Below are 17,121 nucleotides of genomic sequence, written 5' to 3'. Positions count from 1 at the left end.
GCGGAGAGGGGGACAGTCGCCGGCATCGAGGACCGCTCAGTGATGGGCGGGCGCCGAAGCATCCTCTACCAGCGCCGACAGACTGTCACCGGGCAGCATCGCGGAATCCCGGGCTCATGTCCGTGCGACACCGCACATCGCCACACATCGCCGCACATCGCAAACTGATCCGGCACCAAGCGCCAGTCATCGCCCGGCGCCCAGCGCCTTGAATCCCGCAACCACGTCAGACAGCTCATCGTCGATGCTGCTTTGCCGCAGGCGATGAAAGCTGCCGCCGAGCGTGCGCAGCATTTTTTCGATGTTGTGGTCGGCGCGGTCCATTGCCGCCAGGCGGCTCGCGTTTTCACTTGCGAGCGACTCCGCGGCGGCCCGGAAGATCGAGACGAACAGGTACTCGCGGATCAGGGCACGCACCGTTGCGGTGCCCTCGCCCGGCACCTCAACCACCGCCTCACCCGGCACCTCACCCAGCACCTCCGGCAGCATGCCGGTCGGCCAGGGCTGATCGGCGAGCTTTCGTCGCCAGCTCCCGTCGAGTGGCAACAGGCGCTGGCTCACCGGCGCATACGCAGAGCCCGGGACCGGGCGGTTGTTGAACAGGTAGAGCGCCGTGCGTGGGCCGGGCGCATCGTGCGCCTCGTCTTGCCCGACGACCTTCACCATGACCTGCCCGACCAGCGCCGTGATCGCTTGCACCGATCGCGGCACGGCGAAGGTTCCCGCCGCCGGCGTGCGGCGGTCCGCGAGCCCGGAACTGATCCGCTCGCCCACCGCCCAGACCTGCGCCGTTGCCGGCAACGCGGCCAGCGTGGCGCGTGCATGGTCGAGCACCACGTCATTGAAGCGCCCGACCAGGCCCTGGTCGGAACCGAAGATCACGGCGCGGATGGCGCGGCCGGTCTGTCCGTGCGATGGCGGCGCGCCATCGAGCGGCGCACTGCTGCGAAAGCACGCGCCCAGTCCAAGCTCCACCGTGCGGGCATAGTCGCCGAGCGCAGCCACGGACCGCTCGTACTGGCCCACGCTCGCGGCCGCCTGCGACTTCATCGCGCGAACGACCGATTGCAGGTCGCCAGCGCTGGCGATCTTGCGCCGCAGGCTTGCGGACGTGTCGGCCATCAGGGCACTTCCGTCGGCGCAGTCTTGCTCGCCTCGGCATCCGGCAGGAAAGGCACGATGGCCTTGCGGGCCAGTTCGACCATCGCCGCCTGGTCTTCTTCGCGCAGCTTGTCCGCGCTGACAAGCCGGGCAGCCAGGGCTACAGGCATCCCCGCAGCAGCCTCCTGCACCGCGCGCTGGGCTTGCGTCATGCGATCCAGCGTCACAGGCTCGAAGAGCCGCGACTTCAGCGCGAGCAGGATCGCAATCTGCGCCGGCACGGGCACCGGCGACAACTCCGCCTGCTGCAGGCACGCGCGGATGCGTTGTCCATGCTCGATGGCCTGCTGCGTGTCGTCGTCCAGCCTGGCGCCGAAGCGCGCGAAGGACTCGAGTTCCTCGAACTGCGCGTAGCCCAGCTTCAGATCGCCTGTCACCGCCCGGAAAGCCGCGCGCTGCGCCTGGCCACCCACACGCGACACCGACTTGCCGACGTCGACGGCTGGCAGCACGCCGAGTTCGAACAGCGTCGGCGACAGGTAGATCTGGCCGTCCGTGATGGAGATGAGGTTGGTCGGGATGTAGGCCGAGATGTCCTCCGCCTCGGTCTCGATGATGGGCAGCGCCGTGAGCGACCCGCCGCCCAGTTCCTTGCGCAGATGGGTGGCGCGCTCCAGCAGTCGCGAGTGGATGTAGAAGATGTCGCCGGGGAAGGCCTCGCGTCCGGGTGGGCGCTCCAGCAGCAGCGACAACTCGCGGTACGAGCGCGCATGCTGGGTAAGGTCGTCGTAGACGATAAGCACGTCGCGCCCGGCTTCCATGAAGTGCTCGGCGATGCTGGTCGCGGCGTACGGTGCGGCATACGCCAGCCCGGGCGGGTCGTTGCCCTCGGCCACGACCACCACGGTGTAGTCCATCGCGCCCTGCGCGCGCAGCACGGCCACGACCCTGGCCACTGCCGACGCGCGCTGGCAGATCGCGCAATAGATGCACACCACATCCTGACCGCGCTGGTTGACGATGGTGTCGATCGCCATCGAGGTCTTTCCGGTCTGCCGGTCGCCGAGGATGAGTTCGCGCTGGCCGCGTCCGATCGGGATCAACGCGTCCACTACCTTCAGGCCGGTCTGCAATGGCACGTTGACGCTCTCGCGGTCCATGATCGCCGGTGCCGGGCGCTCTATGGGCAAACGGGTGGTGCCGGTCGGCGCATCCTGTCCGTCGAGCGGGCGACCCAGCGGATCGATCACGCGGCCGAGCAGGCTTTCGCCGACCGCGACATCCATCACCCGGCCCGTGCGCTCGACCTCGTCGCCCGCATGCAGGTGGGCATGGTCGCCCAACAGCACCACGCCGATTTCGGTGTCGTCGACGTTGAAGGCAATGCCCGACACATCGCCGGGAAAGCGGATCACCTCCGCATAGCCGACGCCGGGCAACCCGCTGACATGGGCCACGCCGGTGTCGACGGAAGTGACCGTGCCGACCTCGCGCGGCACGAGCCGCGGCACCAATGCATCGCGCGCCTGGGCCAGCAGTTCGAAGGCGGTGTCGAAGGTCTGCTGCAACGTGGCGGTGGGTGCGTTCATGCAGCGCTCGACGCAAGGCTCGATGATGGGGTTGAAGCAGGTGCGGCCCGCGCCTTCAGCAGCTCGCCCACGCCCCGGTCCAACGAGCCGAGGTAGTCGGAGATGCTCCACGCGAACTTGTGCCCCTGCGCACTGAGTTCAATGCCGCCCACGAGCTCCGGCGCAACTTCGAACTGCAATGGGGCATCCATTGAAAAGGTCTCGTTGATCGCATGCTGGACGGCATCGCGCTGCTGCTTTGGCAGCGCGAACGCACTGCGGACGAGCGCAGGGCCATTGCCGGATTTCAGTGCGGCGTCGAGCCCTTCCCGGGCGCTGCCGTCGAGCGCCCGCAGGCGCTGCGTGAACACCTCGCAGGCGCTGGCTTCAAGGCTCGTCGAGGCCAGGTCCGCGAGCGCGCGGCGCGCAATGGCGAACACCTCCTGCACCGTGCGATCGCGCACCGATTCGTTCAGCCGCTGTGCGTCGCCGGCCAGCGTCTCCTGGCGCTTGGCCGCCAGCGCCTCGGCCGCGCTGTGTGCCACGTCGCGCAGTCGCTGGCGGTCCGCGTCGGCGTCGCTCGTCGCCGCGGCAAACAGGGCTGCGCGGTCGCGATCGAAGTCGGCGTTCTTGCGCTGGAAATCCTCGCGCTCCTTGTTCGCCTCGACCTTCCTCGCGTCTGCATCCGCGAGTTCGTCGGCAATGCGCTTTTCGCGTGCGGCGATGGCGTCTTGTACCGGCTTGTAGAGAAAGCGCTTCATCAGCCAGACGAGGACGAGGAAGTTCAGCGCCTGCGCACCGACGGTGAACCAGTCGATCAGCATGGCTACTTCCCGGCGACGTGGGCCGCGACCGTCACGGCGGCATTCCAGAACGGGTTGGCGAAGATCAGGATCATCGACACCACGAAGCAATAGATGGCCGTCGACTCGATCATCGCCAGGCCGACGAACAAGGTGCGCGTGATGGTGGCCGCGGCATCGGGTTGTTGCGCCAGCGCCGTCAACGCCGTGGCCACCGCCCTGCCCTCGGCCAGCGCGGGGCCCATGGTGCCGAAGCCGGTGGTAAGGCCGGCGACGACGATCGATGCGATGGCAATCAGGGTCAGGCTGTCCATGGGCGGGCCTCGGGTGGTGGGGTGGTTGGCGCGGCGGTTTGCTCGACCGATCCAGGCGTGGCAACGCGCGTGGCGGCGGCGATGTATACCGCCGCCAGGATGCTGAAGATGTACGCCTGCACCATGCCGGTGAGCAAGCCCAGCAAGGTCATGACGACCGGAAAGAGAAAAGGCGTGATCGTCAGCAGGATGCCGGCGATCATCGCGCCGCTCATCATGTTGCCGAACAGGCGCACGGCGAGCGCCAGCGTGCGCGATGCCTCGCCGATGATGTTGAAAGGCAGCATCAGGATGGTGGGCTCCAAGTACGACCTGAGGTAACCGCGCAGGCCCTGGCTCGCGATGCCGAAGAAGGGCACCGCCACGAACACGCACAGCGCCAGGGCGGCCGTGGTCGACAACGAACTCGTGGGCGGCTCGAAGCCGGGCAGCACGGTGCACAAGGCCGAGGCCGCGACGAAGACGAACAGCGTGCCGATGAACGCGAGGTACTTGCCAGGTTCGCTCAAGCCGACCTCCCTGATCTGGCCGGCGATGCCTGTCACAACGATCTCGAGCAGGCATTGCCAGCGCGAGAGCTGCCGCCCGCTGCCGAGCCTGCGCGTGACGAGCGCGGACCCTGCGACCAGCACCAGCATCAGCGCCCAGGTGAAGACGATGGTTGCGTTGAGCTTGACGAATCCGTGTTGCCAGAAGATCCATTGGTCCGGGCTAAGGCGCATGGGAGCCTCCAGGGGCCAGGCGCCGGCGCGGCGATGACGCGGGCTGTGCGAGCCAGGTCACCATGCCGCGTGCGATCACGAAGCCGAGCAGGCACGCCAGCAGCCTTTCCCAATGGCCGGCGCCAGCGAAATAGAAGCCCGTCAAGGTCAGGGCCATGCGCAGAAGCAGGCTGGTGAAGATCCACAGGCCGGGCTGCCTCGCCGTGGTGGCGCGGTAGACCGTCCAGCACAGGCCGCCAAAGAAGATCGCCCCGAGCACCGCGCCGGCAATGAAGGACAACGACAGGAACAGCGCTTCATGCATCGCCGGCCCCGCCTTCTTCGTGCATCGCGCGGTCTTCGTTGGCAACCCAACGCCATGCGTTCACGCAACCCAGCACCAGGCCGGCCACCAGCAGCGCGAGCGTCCACGAATGCTGGCCCGCGTAATGCTTGTCCAGCCAAAGGCCGAGTGCGGCGCCCAGCAAGGTCGGCACCGCGACCGACCATCCGACCAGGCCCATCATGCCGAGGCCGAGCCAGACGCCGGGCGTACCATCGCGCCGCGCCTTGAGTTTGCGCTGCGCCTTGGCGCCCACCTGATCGGCCATGGGCGGCCGGGGAGTGTCGTCGTCATGCATTTTCGAAACGCGCGAAGCGTCGCAGAAAGCCGCTCTCCACGGCCGCCATGGCCGATCGAAGGCTCCGCGCTTGCGCGTCCTCCTGCAAGAACTGTTGCGCGACCGCTTCGCGCAACTGCGCCAGGCCCGCACCACGCAAGGCACGGCGCACCGACACCAGCACGTTCGCCCCGGTCTTGACGAGGATGCCCTCGTCCACCGCGAGGCAGACTTCGCCATGGGCGGGCGTTTCGTAGATCAGTATTCCCGGCACCAGTGCGGCGACGCAGTCGAGCCGGTGCGGCAACAAGCCGAACGATCCGCCAAGCGACTCCGCGACGATGCGCGAGACGCCATCCTCGTCGGCGAAGACCTGGAAGGGCAGCAACACCTTAAGCCGCATGCGTCGCCACCTCGGGTTTGGCGGCAGGCGCCGCCTTTGCCTCGCTGATCGCACCGATCATGTAGAGCGCACTCTCGGGCCGGTCGTTGAACTCGTCGCGCAGGATGCGTTCGCAACCCTCCAGCGCATCCTTCAGGCTCACCAGCTTGCCCGCCTGCCCGGTGAATTGCCCGGTCGTGAAGAAGGGCTGCGTCAGGAAGCGCTCCAACCGGCGCGCGCGCGCCACCACGCTGCGATCCGCGGGCGACAGCTGCTCCAGGCCCAGCATCGCGATGATGTCCTTGAGCTTGGCGTACTGCGCGAGCGTGCGCCGGATCTCCTGCGCCAGCGCGTAGTGACGCTCGCCGACGATGCCGGGCGTTGCCATCATCGAGTGCGACTGCAATGGATCGATGGCCGGGTACAAGCCTTCGCTTGCGCGTTGGCGCGACAACACGATGGAGGCGGACAGGTGCGAGAACGTGTGAACCGCTGCCGGATCGGTGAAGTCGTCGGCCGGCACGTACACCGCCTGGATCGAAGTGATCGCGCCGGTGTCGGTGTTGGCGATGCGCTCCTCGAGACCCGCGAGTTCGGTGCCCATCGTCGGCTGGTAGCCGAGCCGCGACGGCATCTGCCCCATCAGGCCCGACACCTCGGAGCCGGCCTGGATGAAGCGGAAGATGTTGTCGATGAGCAGCAGCACGTCGCGGTGCTCGTCGTCACGGAAGTACTCGGCCATCGTCAATGCCGCGTCGCCGACGCGAAAGCGCGCACCCGGGGGTTCGTTCATCTGGGCAAAGATCATCACCATCCTGGACAGTACGCCCGCGGCCTTCATTTCGCCGTAGAGGTCCGCGCCCTCGCGACAACGCTCGCCGATGCCGCAGAAGATGCTGACGCCGTCCTGGCGGCCGATCATGTTGTGGATCATCTCGGTCAACAGCACGGTCTTGCCCACGCCGGCGCCACCGAACATGCCGGCCTTGCCGCCGCGCTCCAGCGGCGCCAGCACGTCGATGACCTTGATGCCGGTCTCGAAGACTTCCGACTTCGTGGACCGCCGCGCCAGCGCAGGCGGCGCCCGATGCACCGACCGCCATTCGACGCCTGCCAGTGGCTCGCCACGATCGATGGTGTTGCCGAACACGTCGAACATGCGCGAGACGATGCCCTTGCCCACCGGCGCGCGAAGCGGCGCGCCGCTGTCGCGCACCGGCATGCCGCGCGCGAGGCCCTCGGTGGGTGTCAGCGCGATGCAGCGCACGTGGTGTGCGTCGCGCTGCGCCAGCACTTCGATGACGATCCGGCTGTCTTCGCCCGCGTGCAGCAGCGAATGGATCGGCGGCAGGTGCCTGTAGAAGCGGACATCGACCACGCTGCCACGCACCGCCGCGACCGTGCCGACGTTGAAGGCGGTCGCGGGGACCTCGGGTTGGGTTACTTCGGCGAGCGATTCCGGTAGCGTCGATGTCTGGATAGGGAACATGCCTCAAGAAAGCAGGAGCGAGAAAACCAGCGTAGGTCTCGCATCGCCGGCGGTCTGTGCGCTGCACAACATAGCGAGGCGCACCGCCTATGCGCGCCCGCGCACAGACGATGCGGCCCGGCGACTTCTATAACAAGGCATGAAGATCGCCACCCTGCCCCCCGAACTGCTCTCCCGCATGGACGCGTACTGGCGCGCCGCCAACTACCTGTCCGTCGGTCAGCTCTATCTCTACGACAACCCCCTGCTGCGCGTGCCGCTGAAGCTGTCGCATGTCAAGCCGCTCGTGGTCGGGCACTGGGGCACCGTGCCGGGCCAGAACTTCATCTACGTGCACCTGAACCGGGTCATCAGGGAGCACGACCTGAACATGATCTATGTCGCCGGCCCCGGCCATGGCGGACAGGCGCTGGTGGGCAACGCCTGGCTCGAGGGCACCTACAGCGAGATCTACCCGGACATCGGGCAGGACGAGGCCGGCATGAAGAAGCTGTTCGCGCAGTTCTCGTTTCCCGGCGGTATTTCGAGCCACGTGGCGCCGACGACGCCAGGTTCCATCCACGAAGGCGGTGAACTGGGCTACTCGCTCAGCCACGCGTTCGGCGCGGTATTCGACAACCCCGACCTGATCGTCGCCTGCGTGGTCGGCGACGGTGAAGCCGAGACAGGCCCGCTGGCCACGGCATGGCATTCGAACAAGATGCTCGACCCGATCAACGACGGCGCAGTGCTGCCAATCCTGCACCTCAACGGTTTCAAGATCAGCAACCCGACCGTGCTGGCACGCATCGAGCGCGACGAACTGGCGCAGTTCTTCCGCGGCTGCGGCTGGACACCGCTGTTCGTGGAGGGCGAGGACCCGGAACAGATGCACCAGCTCATGGCCGCCACGATGGACTACGCCGTCGAGCAGATCCGGCGGATCCAGCAGGATGCGCGCGGCACCGGCGACCACGAGCGGCCGCGCTGGCCGATGATCGTCTTCAGGTCCCCCAAGGGATGGACCGGGCCGAAGGTGGTCGACGGACTGCCGGTCGAAGGCACCTTCCGGTCGCACCAGGTGCCGCTGGTGGTCGATCCCGCGCACCCCGACCACCTGTTGCAACTCGAAGCCTGGATGAAGAGCTATGGCGCCGAAACCCTGTTCGACGAGCGGGGCGGCTTGCTTCCCGAATTGGCCGAGCTGGCACCCAGGGGCACGCGCCGGATGAGCGCCAATCCCCATGCCAACGGTGGCATGCTGCTGCGCGACCTGCGCATGCCCGAGTTCCGGTCCTACGCCATCGCAGTGGAGAGCCCCGGCGCGGTCGACATGGGCGACACGGTGGTGCTCGGCAAGTTTCTGCGCGACGTGATCAAGCTCAATCCGCAGACTTTCCGCCTCTTCGGGCCGGACGAAACGCTCTCGAACCTGTTGGGCGCCGTCTTCGAAGCCACCGCGCGCCAGTGGGACGCGCGGCATGTACCCGGCGACGAGTTCCTCGCGCCGGCCGGCCGCGTGCTCGATTCGATGCTCAGCGAGCACCAGTGCGAAGGCTGGCTGGAAGGCTACCTGCTGACCGGCCGCCACGGCGTGTTCAACAGCTACGAGGCCTTTATTCGCATCGTGGATTCGATGTTCAGCCAGCATGCCAAGTGGTTGAAGGTCACGTCGGAACTGCCGTGGCGGCGCCCGATCGCCTCATTGAACTACCTGCTCGCCTCGCATGTCTGGCAGCAGGACCACAACGGCTTCACGCACCAGGACCCGGGCTTCCTCGACCACGTGGTCAACAAGAAAGCCGACATCGTGCGCATCTACCTGCCGCCCGATGCCAACTGCCTGCTCTCGGTGTTCGACCACTGCCTGCGCAGCCGGCACTATGTCAACGTCGTGGTGGCCGGCAAGCATGCGTTGCCGCAGTGGCTGGACATGGAGGCCGCCGTCACGCATTGCACCGAAGGCATCGGCATCTGGCAATGGGCCAGCAACGACCAGGACGCCGAACCCGACATCGTCATGGCGTGTTGCGGCGATACGCCCACGCTGGAAGTGCTGGCAGCCGTCTCGATCCTGCGCGAACACCTGCCCGAGATCCGGATCCGCGTCATCAACGTCGTCGACCTGATGAAGCTGCAATCCGCGAGCGAGCATCCGCACGGGCTGAACGAGTCGGACTACAACTCGCTGTTCACCACCGACAAGCACATCATCTTTGCCTTCCACGGCTATCCGTCGCTGGTTCATCGCCTGACCTACCGGCGCGCCAACCGCAACCTGCACGTGCACGGCTACCGGGAAGAAGGCACCATCACCACCGTGTTCGACATGCGCGTGCAGAACGAGCTGGACCGCTTCCACCTGGTGCAGGACGTGATCGACTACCTGCCCAACCTGGGGAGCAAGGGCGCCTACCTGAAGCAGATGACGCAGGACAAGCTGATCGCGCACCAGCACTACATCCGCCAGCATGGGCAGGACATGCCCGAGATCCGGAACTGGAAATGGGGCAATCCGCCGTCGACAAGTTCGGGCAGCGGGCACGATGGAGGAGCCGCCGAACATGGAGAGCCGGACGACGAATACCAACGGCCGGTCTACGTCTCCAGCTAGGGAAGCTATTCGTCGACGCCTCCGAGCGAAATACCAAGCGCTGCGTTCCCGGCCGCAGGCGGTTTGGTGACAATCCCCCGATGACGCGTCCCCCCCACACCCCAGGCTGGCAGACCGAGGCGATCCGCCGCATCGAGGCCGACTACCAGCGCAGCGCCGACACGCACCTCATCCCGCTGCCGCTGCCCGGCCTCGCCGCTGCCGGCATCGACCTGTACCTGAAGGACGAGTCGACCCATCCCACGGGCAGCCTGAAGCACCGGCTCGCGCGCTCGCTGTTTCTCTACGCCTTGTGCAACGGCTGGATCCGCGAAGGCACCACGGTCGTCGAGGCATCGAGCGGCTCGACGGCCGTGAGCGAGGCCTACTTCGCGCGCCTGCTGGGCCTGCCCTTCGTCGCGGTGATGCCGCGCATCACCTCGCCTGAAAAGATCGCACAGATCGGCTTCTACGGCGGCCAATGCCATTTCGTCGAGCGCGCCGCGCAGGTCTACGACGAGGCGCGCGCGCTGGCCGAGCGCAGCAACGGCCACTACATGGACCAGTTCACGTTTGCCGAACGCGCCACCGACTGGCGCGGCAACAACAACATCGCGCAGAGCATGTTCGAGCAGATGACGCACGAGCGGCATCCGGTCCCGGCTTGGATCGTGGTCGGCGCCGGCACGGGCGGCACCAGCGCAACCATCGGGCGCTATGTGCGCTATCGCTGCCACGACACCTCGATCTGCGTGGCCGATCCCGAGGGCTCGGTGTTCGGCGCCTACCACCGCACGGGCGATGCATCGCTGACCGCCCCGGGCTCGCGCATCGAGGGCATCGGCCGTCCGCGCGTGGAGCCCAGCTTCATCCGCACGCTGGTGGACCGGATGGTCGAAGTTTCCAACGCCGATTCGGTGGCCGCGATGCGCGCGCTCTCGGCGCTGCTCGGCCGCAAGGTCGGACCCTCGACCGGCACCAACCTGGTGGCGATGCTGGCGCTTGCGCAGGAGATGCGCGATGCCGGCCGGCAGGGCTCGATCCTGTCGCTGCTCTGCGATGCCGGCGAACGCTACCTGCCCAGCTACCACGATGACGATTGGGTGCGCGAAGCGTTCGGCGATGTGAGCGCGGACCAGCGACGCATCGAGGCGCTGCTGAAATGACGCTGCGCCTGTCGCGTCGCCACCTGCTGCTGGGCGCGCTGATGCCGCTGCCGGCCTGGGCCCTGCCGCCCCGCGGCTTGCAGTTTCCGCGCGACTTCGGCAGCCATCCCGACTTGCGCACCGAGTGGTGGTACATCACCGGCCAGGCCACGTCCGGCGCGCGCGTGTTCGGCTTCCAGGTGACCTTCTTTCGATCGCGCATCGCAGAGACGCAAGCCATGCAATCGGCCTTCGCGGCCAGGCAACTGATCTTTGCGCATGCCGCGATGACCGATCTCGCCGGCGGCAAGCTGCTGCACGACCAGCGCATCGCGCGGGCCGGCATGGGCGTGGCCGAGGCGAGCGAAGGCGATACCCGCGTGCATCTGCGCGACTGGCTGCTGGAACGCAAGGCCGAGGAGTACAGCGCCCGCATTCCGGCCAGCGGCTTCGCGCTGGACCTGCGTTTCATGCCCACGCAACCGCCGCTGCTCCAGGGTGACGCCGGCCTGTCGCGCAAGGGCCCGGAGGTCGAGCAGGCCAGCTACTACTACAGCGAGCCGCAACTCGCGACGAGCGGCCGCATCACCCTGCGCGGCCAGCCCTTCGATGTGCAGGGCAAGGCCTGGCTGGATCACGAATGGAGCGAGGCCTACCTGCACCCTGATGCGGCCGGCTGGGACTGGATCGGCATGAACCTCGCGGACGGCAGCGCGCTGATGGCGTTTCGAATGCGCCTCAAGACGGGCGGCGTGCTGTGGGCCGGTGGCTCGTTCCGGGCGGCAGGCGGCATGGCGAAGCCGTTCGCGCCGGGCGAGGTGGCGTTCGAGCCGCTGCGCGTGTGGAAGAGCACGGCCAGCCAGGCGAGCTACCCGGTCGAATGGAAAGTGCGCACGCCTGCGGGGAGCTTTGTCGTCAAGGCCCTGCTGGATGACCAGGAACTCGACAGCCGCGGCTCGACCGGCGCGATCTATTGGGAAGGCCTGAGCGACCTTCTGGATGAAAAAGGCAAGCCCGTCGGGCGGGGCTACCTGGAGATGACGGGCTACGCGGCTGCGCTACGGCTCTGACGCGACTCTGCAATCAAGCGCAGGACAAGGCGGAGCGCCGCAGACAGTGCTGTAGCACGGCAAGGCGATCCAACGCAGTCATGCGTTTGATTGCGAAGTCGTATGAGCGCCCTGCGTGTTCACGTACAGCGCATACACCGACTGGCTCGCCGCCATGAACAGCCGGTTGCGCGCCACGCCGCCAAAGCACAGGTTGGCGCAACGCTCCGGCAGCGTGATGTGCCCGATGGGCTTGCCATCCGGTGCGAACACCCGCACCCCGTCCTGGCCCTCGCCCGTGCCCCAGCCGGCCCAGAGGTTGCCGTCGACATCGCAGCGGAAGCCATCAGGGCGCTCGCCCTTCTTGCAACTGTAGAACACGCCGTCGTTGTAGAGCTGATCACCGCCATCGCTGACATCGAACACGCGGATGCGGGGTGGTGTGGTGCCGGACTCGACCACGTACAGCCGCTTCTCGTCCGGCGAGAAGCACAGTCCATTGGGCCTGTTCACCGAACTCCTGACCACCGTCGCGTGGCCTGTCTTGCCGTCCACGCGATAGATGTTGGTGGGCAACTCCGCCTCGGCGCGATGGCCTTCGTAGTGACCCAGGATGCCGAAGGGCGGATCGGTGAACCAGATCGAGTCGTCGGACTTCACCACGATGTCGTTGGGCGAGTTGAGCCGCTTGCCGTCGAACTTGTCGAGGATCACGGTCACGCGCCCATCGTGCTCGGTACGCGTGACGCTGCGGCTGCCGTGCTCGCAGCTCAGCAGCCGCCCTTGCCGGTCGCGCGTGTGTCCGTTCGCGAAGTTGGACGGCTGCCGGAACACGGTCACGTCGCCACTCGGTTCGTCCCAACGCATCACGCGGTTGTTGGGGATGTCGCTCCACAGCAGGCAGCGATGGTCGCCGAACCAGACCGGCCCCTCCGCCCAGCGCATGCCGGTGGCGATCCGCTCGATGGCGGCACTGAAGATCATGTACTTGCTGAAGCGCGGGTCCAGCACCCGCACTGCGGGATCCGGGTAGCGCGTGGCAGGTTGCCAGCTCATTTCGCCGGCCCCCGCAGCCGATCGATGAAAGCGATGATCTCGCCCATGATCCCGCGCCGGAACGCCAGCACGCAAACCACGAAGATCAGGCCCGTGACCATCGTGACCGACTCGCCCAGCGTATTGAACCAGTCGATGGTGGTGATGCGCGCCAGCAGGTTGCCGAGTTCGCCGATCTTGTTCTCCAGCAGCACCACGACGGCCGAGCCGACCAGCGGTCCCGACAGCGTGCCCAGCCCGCCCACCAGCGTCATCAGGATGACCTGGCCCGATGCCGTCCAGTGCACGTCGCTCAAGGTGGCAAAGCCCAGCACCAGCGTCTTCAGCGAACCCGCCAGGCCCGACAGCGCCGCCGAGATCACGAAGGCCAGCAGCTTGAAGCGGCTCACGTCATAGCCCAGCGACAGCGCACGCGGCTCGTTCTCCTTGATCCCCTTGAGCACCTGCCCGAAGGGCGAATGGATGGTGCGCACGATCAGCAGGAAAGCGAGCACCACGACCACGAGTGCGACGTAGTACATCGTGAGGTCGTTCGACAGGTCGATCACGCCGAACAGCTTGCCGCGCGGCACGCCCTGGAGGCCGTCCTCGCCGCCAGTGAACTTGGCTTGCAGCGCGACGAAGAACATCATCTGCGCCAGCGCCAGCGTGATCATTGCGAAGTAGATGCCCTGGCGGCGGATCGCCAGCACGCCGAACAGCCAGCCCAGCAGCGCGCCGGTGAGCGTGCCGGCCAGCAGGCCGAGTTCCGGCGTCAATCCCCAGACCTTGATCGCATGGCCGGCGACGTAGGCCGACCCGCCGAGAAAGGCGGCATGCCCGAAGGACAGCAACCCGGTGTAGCCCAGCAGCAGGTTGAACGCGGAGGCAAACAGCGCGAAGCACATCAGCTTCATCACGAACACGGGGTACGCGCCGAAGAACGGCGCGACGACCAATGCCACCAGCAGCAGCAAGTAGAAAACGATGGAGATCTTCTTCATGCCTGCGCTTATTTTTCTTTACCGAACAGGCCGGCCGGGCGGATGAGCAGCACGATGACCATGATCACGAACACGACCGTGGACGAAGCTTCCGGATAGAACACCTTGGTGAAGCCCTCCACGACGCCGAGCCCGAGCCCGGTGAGGATGGCGCCCATGATCGAGCCCATGCCACCGATCACCACCACCGCGAACACCACGATGATGAGGTTCTGCCCCATCAACGGCGACACCTGGATCACCGGCGCCGCCAGCACGCCGGCAAAGGCCGCCAGTGCGCATCCGAAGGCATAGGTCAGCGTGATCATCAGCGGCACGTTGACGCCGAAGGCCTCGACCAGCCGCGGGTTCTCGGTGCCGGCACGCAGGTAGGCGCCGAGCCGGGTCTTCTCGATCACGTACCAGGTCGCGAAGCAGATCACCAGCGACGCCAGCACGACCCAGGCGCGGTAGTTGGGCAGGACCATGAAGCCGAGATCCGTCGCGCCCGCCAGCGCGTCGGGTGCGTCGTAAGGCAGGCCGGACGAGCCATAGACCGAGCGGAACACCCCTTCGATCAGCAACGTGAGCCCGAGTGTCAACAGCAGGCCGTAGAGGTGGTCGAGCTTGTAGATCCAGCGCAGCAGCAATCGCTCGATCAGGACGCCGACGATGCCGACCACGATCGGCGCCAGCAGCAGCATGAACCAGTAGTTGATGCCGAAATACTCCGCCGCCATCCACGTGAAGATGGCGCCCAGCATGAACAGCGCGCCGTGCGCGAAGTTGATGACGTTGAGCAACCCGAAGATCACCGCGAGCCCGAGGCTCAGGATCGCGTAGAACGAGCCGTTGACCAGCCCCAAGAGGAGCTGGCTCAACAGGCCCTGGATCGAAATGTTCATGTGGTTGGGAGCGCGCGGGTCAGGTTGGCAGCGAGACGGTTACTTCCAGAGGGCGCACTTCGACTCGGCCTTGGTCGTGAAGACCTCGTCGCCCTTGAGCTTCTGCACCAGCTTGTAGTAGTCCCACGGCTGCTTCGATTCGGCCGGCGACTTGACCTGCATCAGGTACATGTCGTGCACGAAGCGGCCGTCGGCGCGCACCGTGCCCTTGGCATAGAAGTCGTCGATCGGCGTCTTCTTGATCTGGTCCATGACCTTGTCGGCGTCGATGGTCTTGGCGGCCTGCAGCGCCTTCAGGTAGGTCATGGTGGCCGAGTAGTCCGCCGCCTGGATGTCGGTGGGCATGCGCTTGGTCTTTTCGAAGAAGCGCTTGCCGAATTCGCGCGTCTTGTCGTCGAGGTTCCAGTCCCAGCTCGTCGTGACCAGCAGGCCCTCGGCATTCTTGAGGCCGATGCTGTGCACGTCGGTCACGAACACCAGCAGCCCGACCATCTTCATCGTCTTGGTGATGCCGAATTCCTTGGCCGCCTTGATCGCGTTGATGGTGTCGCCGCCGGCGTTGGCCAGCGCCAGCACCTGCGCCTTCGAGTTCTGCGCCTGCAGCAGGAAGGACGAGAAGTCGGAGGTGTTGAGCGGATGCTTGACCGAGCCCACCACCGTGCCGCCCTTCTCCTTCACGACCTTGGTGGCATCGGCTTCGAGCGCCTGGCCGAAGGCGTAGTCGGCCGTGAGGAAGAACCAGCTCTTGTCGCCGCGCGCGATGACGGCGCTGCCGGTGCCCTTGGCCAGCGCCACCGTGTCGTAGGCGTAATGCACGGTGTAGGGGCTGCACTGCTCGTTGGTCAGGGCCGAGCTGCCGGCGCCGTTGACCATGAACACGCGCTTCTTCTCCTGCGCCACCTTGGCCATCGCCAGGCCGGTGCCCGAGCTGGTGCCGCCGAACAGCATCGTCAGGCCCTGCGTGTCGATCCACTCGCGGGCCTTCGAGGCGGCGATGTCGGCCTTGTTCTGGTGGTCGGCGGTGAGCAGTTCGATCGGCATGCCGTTGACCTTGCCGCCGAAGTCGTCGATGGCCATCTGGATGGCCAGTGCGCCGTTCTTGCCTTCGACGTCGGCATAGAGGCTCGACATGTCGGTGATGAAGCCGATCTTGACCTTTTCCTGGGCTTGCGCGGCGCCAGACGCCAACGCGATGGCGAGGGAGACGGCGGAGAGTGCGAGTACCTTTTTCATGTTCGGATTCCTTATTTCCAGAGAGCGCATTTCGATTCGGATTGGGTCGTGAAGATCTGGTCGCCCGGCATCTTCTTGATCACCTTGAGGTAGTCCCACGGCCGCTTCGATTCCTCGGGCTTCTTCACTTCCACGAGGTACATGTCGTGGATGAAGCTGCCGTCGGCGCGGATCTGGCCCTTGGCATAGAAGTCGTCGATCTTCATGCTCTTGAGCTGGGCCATCACCTTGTCGCTGTCGGTGGTCTTGGCGGCCGTCACGGCCTTCAGGTAGGTCATGGTGGCCGAGTAGTCGGCGGCCTGCACGTCGGTCGGCATGCGCTTGGTCTTCTCGAAGTAGCGGGTCGCGAACTTGCGCGTGTCGTCGTTCAGGTCCCAATACCAGCTCGTGGTGTGCAGCAGGCCTTCGGTGTTCTTCAGGCCCAGGCTGTGCACGTCGCTCAGAAACACCAGCAGGCCGGCGACCTTCATGGTCTTGGTGATGCCGAATTCCTTGGCCGCCTTCATCGAGTTGATGAAGTCGCCGCCGGCATTGGCCAGACCCAGGATCTGCGCCTTGGAGTTCTGCGCCTGCAGCAGGAAGGACGAGAAGTCCGACGCGTTGAGCGGATGCCTGACCGAGCCGACCACCGTGCCGCCCTTGGCCTTGACGACCGTCGTGGTGTCGGCCTCGAGCGCCTGCCCGAAGGCATAGTCGGCCGTCAGGAAGAACCAGCTCTTGCCGCCGTTGTCCACCACCGCGCCGCCGGTGCCCTTGGCCAGCGCCACGGTGTCGTAGGCATAGTGCACGGTGTAGGGGCTGCAGGCTTCATTGGTCAGCGCCGATGAGCCCGCGCCGTTGTTGAAGTAGACGCGCTTCTTTTCCTGCGCCACCTTGGCCGCGGCCAGCGCCACACCGGAGTTGGTGCCGCCGAACACCATGGTCACGCCGGCGGTGTCGATCCATTCGCGCGCCTTCGAGGCCGCGATGTCGGCCTTGTTCTGGTGGTCGGCCGTGAGCAGCTCGATCGGCTGGCCCAGCGCCTTGCCGCCGAAGTCGTCGATGGCCATCTGGATCGCGGTGGCGCCGCCCTTGCCTTCCAGGTCGGCGTAGAGGCCCGACAGGTCGGTGACGAAGCCGATCTTGACTTTCTCCTGCGCGTAGGCCGGGACCGCTGCCAACGCGAGCGCGCCGATGGCCAGTGTCAGTGCGGTAAGACGGTATTTCATGGATTCCTCTGTG

At 66.3% G+C, this 17,121-nt stretch carries 17 protein-coding genes; 3 read left to right on the top strand and 14 right to left on the bottom strand.

Annotation, left to right across the window (positions count from 1 at the left end):
- Positions 1–186: 186 nt before the first annotated feature.
- From HB681_RS03690 to atpD, 9 genes are read right to left on the bottom strand one after another with little or no spacing between them, the layout of a single operon-like run.
- The gene (locus HB681_RS03690) at positions 187–1,122 is read right to left on the bottom strand and encodes a F0F1 ATP synthase subunit gamma (protein WP_213953422.1); all 936 of its coding nucleotides are present in this window, start codon (positions 1,120–1,122) and stop codon (positions 187–189) included.
- On the bottom strand, positions 1,122–2,690 hold the full coding sequence (locus HB681_RS03685) for an alternate F1F0 ATPase, F1 subunit alpha (RefSeq protein ID WP_213953421.1): 1,569 nt from the start codon (positions 2,688–2,690) through the stop codon (positions 1,122–1,124). Before HB681_RS03685 ends, HB681_RS03690 begins: the two co-directional genes overlap by 1 nt.
- Complete coding sequence (locus tag HB681_RS03680; protein ID WP_213953420.1) at positions 2,687–3,493, bottom strand: F0F1 ATP synthase subunit delta; 807 nt, start codon at positions 3,491–3,493, stop codon at positions 2,687–2,689. The genes HB681_RS03685 and HB681_RS03680 overlap by 4 nt, the downstream gene beginning before the upstream one ends.
- A gap of 2 nt (positions 3,494–3,495) precedes the next feature.
- Complete coding sequence (locus HB681_RS03675; protein ID WP_213953419.1) at positions 3,496–3,786, bottom strand: F0F1 ATP synthase subunit C; 291 nt, start codon at positions 3,784–3,786, stop codon at positions 3,496–3,498.
- On the bottom strand, positions 3,774–4,508 hold the full coding sequence (locus HB681_RS03670) for a F0F1 ATP synthase subunit A (protein ID WP_213953418.1): 735 nt from the start codon (positions 4,506–4,508) through the stop codon (positions 3,774–3,776). The genes HB681_RS03675 and HB681_RS03670 overlap by 13 nt, the downstream gene beginning before the upstream one ends.
- A complete protein-coding gene (locus tag HB681_RS03665) occupies positions 4,498–4,812 on the bottom strand; it encodes an ATP synthase subunit I (RefSeq protein WP_213953417.1) in 315 nt (104 codons plus the stop codon). The genes HB681_RS03670 and HB681_RS03665 overlap by 11 nt, the downstream gene beginning before the upstream one ends.
- Positions 4,805–5,098 (bottom strand): AtpZ/AtpI family protein, encoded by a 294-nt coding sequence (locus HB681_RS03660; RefSeq protein WP_256734807.1) that lies wholly within the window; start codon positions 5,096–5,098, stop codon positions 4,805–4,807. The genes HB681_RS03665 and HB681_RS03660 overlap by 8 nt, the downstream gene beginning before the upstream one ends.
- Before the next feature lie 22 nt (positions 5,099–5,120).
- Positions 5,121–5,510 carry a F0F1 ATP synthase subunit epsilon gene (locus HB681_RS03655; protein WP_213953415.1) on the bottom strand — a complete coding sequence of 130 codons (390 nt, stop codon included), beginning with the start codon at positions 5,508–5,510 and terminating at the stop codon, positions 5,121–5,123.
- Complete coding sequence (gene atpD, locus HB681_RS03650) at positions 5,500–6,978, bottom strand: F0F1 ATP synthase subunit beta (protein WP_213953414.1); 1,479 nt, start codon at positions 6,976–6,978, stop codon at positions 5,500–5,502. The genes HB681_RS03655 and atpD overlap by 11 nt, the downstream gene beginning before the upstream one ends.
- A 139-nt stretch (positions 6,979–7,117) precedes the next feature.
- Here atpD and HB681_RS03645 point away from each other — a divergent pair, with 139 nt between their 5' ends.
- The 3 genes from HB681_RS03645 to HB681_RS03635 all read left to right on the top strand — a co-directional run bounded on the left by HB681_RS03645 (position 7,118) and on the right by HB681_RS03635 (position 11,765).
- Positions 7,118–9,571, top strand: a complete 2,454-nt coding sequence (locus HB681_RS03645) for a phosphoketolase family protein (protein WP_213953413.1) — start codon at positions 7,118–7,120, stop codon at positions 9,569–9,571.
- Positions 9,572–9,651: 80 nt separating this feature from the next.
- Positions 9,652–10,716 carry a PLP-dependent cysteine synthase family protein gene (locus HB681_RS03640; protein WP_213953412.1) on the top strand — a complete coding sequence of 355 codons (1,065 nt, stop codon included), beginning with the start codon at positions 9,652–9,654 and terminating at the stop codon, positions 10,714–10,716.
- Complete coding sequence (locus HB681_RS03635; RefSeq protein WP_213953411.1) at positions 10,713–11,765, top strand: carotenoid 1,2-hydratase; 1,053 nt, start codon at positions 10,713–10,715, stop codon at positions 11,763–11,765. Before HB681_RS03640 ends, HB681_RS03635 begins: the two co-directional genes overlap by 4 nt.
- A gap of 78 nt (positions 11,766–11,843) precedes the next feature.
- On the opposite strand, the gene HB681_RS03630 is transcribed toward HB681_RS03635, so the two are convergent.
- The 5 genes from HB681_RS03630 to HB681_RS03610 are packed head-to-tail and all read right to left on the bottom strand — an operon-like array spanning position 11,844 to position 17,108.
- Complete coding sequence (locus HB681_RS03630; RefSeq protein WP_213953410.1) at positions 11,844–12,800, bottom strand: SMP-30/gluconolactonase/LRE family protein; 957 nt, start codon at positions 12,798–12,800, stop codon at positions 11,844–11,846.
- Complete coding sequence (locus HB681_RS03625; protein ID WP_213953409.1) at positions 12,797–13,783, bottom strand: branched-chain amino acid ABC transporter permease; 987 nt, start codon at positions 13,781–13,783, stop codon at positions 12,797–12,799. Before HB681_RS03625 ends, HB681_RS03630 begins: the two co-directional genes overlap by 4 nt.
- A gap of 8 nt (positions 13,784–13,791) precedes the next feature.
- Positions 13,792–14,667, bottom strand: coding sequence for a branched-chain amino acid ABC transporter permease (locus tag HB681_RS03620; protein ID WP_213953408.1), 876 nt, complete (start codon positions 14,665–14,667; stop codon positions 13,792–13,794).
- 39 nt (positions 14,668–14,706) lie between these two features.
- A complete protein-coding gene (locus HB681_RS03615) occupies positions 14,707–15,900 on the bottom strand; it encodes an ABC transporter substrate-binding protein (protein ID WP_213953407.1) in 1,194 nt (397 codons plus the stop codon).
- Between the two features lie 11 nt (positions 15,901–15,911).
- Positions 15,912–17,108 carry an ABC transporter substrate-binding protein gene (locus tag HB681_RS03610; protein WP_213953406.1) on the bottom strand — a complete coding sequence of 399 codons (1,197 nt, stop codon included), beginning with the start codon at positions 17,106–17,108 and terminating at the stop codon, positions 15,912–15,914.
- Positions 17,109–17,121: the final 13 nt, after the last annotated feature.

Source organism: Variovorax sp. dw_954 (genome assembly GCF_018449755.1).
Taxonomy (GTDB): Bacteria; Pseudomonadota; Gammaproteobacteria; order Burkholderiales; family Burkholderiaceae_C; genus Variovorax.
This window is presented reverse-complemented; position numbering and strand designations above follow the sequence as displayed.

Excerpts from the sequence above, each read along its gene's own strand:
- HB681_RS03675 (WP_213953419.1), bottom strand. The coding sequence starts at position 3,786 with ATGGACAGCCTGACCCTGATTGCCATCGCATCGATCGTCGTCGCCGGC.
- HB681_RS03670 (WP_213953418.1), bottom strand. The coding sequence starts at position 4,508 with ATGCGCCTTAGCCCGGACCAATGGATCTTCTGGCAACACGGATTCGTC.
- HB681_RS03635 (WP_213953411.1), top strand. The coding sequence starts at position 10,713 with ATGACGCTGCGCCTGTCGCGTCGCCACCTGCTGCTGGGCGCGCTGATG.
- HB681_RS03660 (WP_256734807.1), bottom strand. The coding sequence starts at position 5,098 with ATGGCCGATCAGGTGGGCGCCAAGGCGCAGCGCAAACTCAAGGCGCGG.
- HB681_RS03665 (WP_213953417.1), bottom strand. The coding sequence starts at position 4,812 with ATGCATGAAGCGCTGTTCCTGTCGTTGTCCTTCATTGCCGGCGCGGTG.
- HB681_RS03680 (WP_213953420.1), bottom strand. The coding sequence starts at position 3,493 with ATGCTGATCGACTGGTTCACCGTCGGTGCGCAGGCGCTGAACTTCCTC.
- HB681_RS03620 (WP_213953408.1), bottom strand. The coding sequence starts at position 14,667 with ATGAACATTTCGATCCAGGGCCTGTTGAGCCAGCTCCTCTTGGGGCTG.
- HB681_RS03685 (WP_213953421.1), bottom strand. The coding sequence starts at position 2,690 with ATGAACGCACCCACCGCCACGTTGCAGCAGACCTTCGACACCGCCTTC.
- HB681_RS03655 (WP_213953415.1), bottom strand. The coding sequence starts at position 5,510 with ATGCGGCTTAAGGTGTTGCTGCCCTTCCAGGTCTTCGCCGACGAGGAT.
- HB681_RS03640 (WP_213953412.1), top strand. The coding sequence starts at position 9,652 with ATGACGCGTCCCCCCCACACCCCAGGCTGGCAGACCGAGGCGATCCGC.
- HB681_RS03625 (WP_213953409.1), bottom strand. The coding sequence starts at position 13,783 with ATGAAGAAGATCTCCATCGTTTTCTACTTGCTGCTGCTGGTGGCATTG.
- HB681_RS03615 (WP_213953407.1), bottom strand. The coding sequence starts at position 15,900 with ATGAAAAAGGTACTCGCACTCTCCGCCGTCTCCCTCGCCATCGCGTTG.
- HB681_RS03690 (WP_213953422.1), bottom strand. The coding sequence starts at position 1,122 with ATGGCCGACACGTCCGCAAGCCTGCGGCGCAAGATCGCCAGCGCTGGC.
- HB681_RS03645 (WP_213953413.1), top strand. The coding sequence starts at position 7,118 with ATGAAGATCGCCACCCTGCCCCCCGAACTGCTCTCCCGCATGGACGCG.
- HB681_RS03630 (WP_213953410.1), bottom strand. The coding sequence starts at position 12,800 with ATGAGCTGGCAACCTGCCACGCGCTACCCGGATCCCGCAGTGCGGGTG.
- HB681_RS03610 (WP_213953406.1), bottom strand. The coding sequence starts at position 17,108 with ATGAAATACCGTCTTACCGCACTGACACTGGCCATCGGCGCGCTCGCG.
- atpD (WP_213953414.1), bottom strand. The coding sequence starts at position 6,978 with ATGTTCCCTATCCAGACATCGACGCTACCGGAATCGCTCGCCGAAGTA.